Below are 1,415 nucleotides of genomic sequence, written 5' to 3' on the forward strand. Positions count from 1 at the left end.
TAGTAGTGCTTCGTTACGTCGAGTGATCACGCCTGGTGGTGGGCAGCCTTTCCGGTATGAGGTTGGGGGAAGTGGAACGCCTCCGGGGTGAGTTAGCGGAGTTCGTTGCCGATGTGTTCGGGTCGGTGCCGCGGCGGGATCAACGCCGCTGGGGCGAGTGTTATCTGCGGGGTCTGATGCTGGACGGCCGCCGGAAGTCGATCCAGCCGATGGCGGAACGGCTGCCGGACGGGAACATGCAGGCCCTGCAGCAGTTCGTGAACCAGTCGCCGTGGGAGTGGTCGCCGGTGCGGCGGCGGATCGCCGAGCGGCTGTGCAAGGTGATCGCTCCCGATGTGTGGGTGGTCGACGACGTGTCGTTTCCCAAGTGCGGCACCGCGTCGGTCGGGGTGGCCCGGCAGTACTGCGGAGCGTTGGGCAAGCGGGCCAACTGCCAGGTCGCGGTCAGTGTCCACGCGGCCACCGACACCGCCTCGTGCCCGCTGGAGTGGGAGTTGTTCCTGCCCGAAGAATGGGCGGGGGACCAGCTGCGGCGCCGACGGGCCGGGGTGCCCGAGGAGGTCGAGCATGCGTCCAAGACGCGTCTGGCACTTGGCGTGCTGGACCGGCTCGCCGGCCAGGGGCTGGTGGTGCCGGTGATCGTGGCGGACGCCGGCTATGGCCGCAGCGTCTCCTTCCGGCTCGCGCTGGAGGAACGCGGCTGGTCCTACGTGATGGCGGTGGATCCCAAGGGGATCGCCCGACCTGCGACGGCTGAGCCGTCTCAGCCTGCCTATGGCGGCCTGGGGCCGCCCACACTGTCCCGTTACCGCGAGCCTGCCCGGCCCCTGCCCAACCTCATCAACGCCTGCACCCGCTTCGAGGAGGTCACCTGGCGGCAGGGCAGCAAAGGTGCGATGACCTCGCGTTTCGCCATGCTGAAGGTGCGGCCGTCGGGCAAGGAAGCCACCCGCACCGCGCAGGAACAGGCTGGCGGACGCAGCCGCTGGGACGGAGTGCTGCCGTTGCGGACCCTGCTCGTCGAACAGCCCGAAGACGCGTCGGAGCCGACCGGCTACTGGATGAGCAACCTGCCCGCCGGCACCTCGATCGCCGACCTGGTGCGGTGGGCGAAGATGCGCTGGCGGATCGAGCACGACTACCGCGAACTCAAACACGGCCTGGGCCTGGACCACTTCGAGGGCCGCACCTGGCGCGGCTGGCACCACCACGTCACCCTCGTCACCGCAGCCCAGGCATTCCTCACCCTCAGGCGGCTCGACCCAAAAGCCCAGACGCCGGCCTGACCCTCTACCAAGTCCTCGACACACTCCAGGACCTGCTGAAGTGCTGGACCGGCACCTGCACCACCTGCGGCCGAAACCTGCCAAGAAACAGCCGCAAAGACAGAAGCAGAACCTAACGAAGCACTACTA

Annotated in this window: 1 protein-coding gene; it reads left to right on the forward strand. The window is 68.1% G+C overall.

The window, feature by feature from the left end; genetic code table 11:
* Nucleotides 1-56 precede the first annotated feature (56 nt).
* Nucleotides 57-1,286 carry an IS701 family transposase gene (locus AQI95_RS44175; protein ID WP_079072017.1) on the forward strand — a complete coding sequence of 410 codons (1,230 nt, stop codon included), beginning with the start codon at nt 57-59 and terminating at the stop codon, nt 1,284-1,286.
* Nucleotides 1,287-1,415: the final 129 nt, after the last annotated feature.

This window comes from Streptomyces yokosukanensis (assembly GCF_001514035.1).
Classification (GTDB): domain Bacteria; phylum Actinomycetota; class Actinomycetes; order Streptomycetales; family Streptomycetaceae; genus Streptomyces; species Streptomyces yokosukanensis.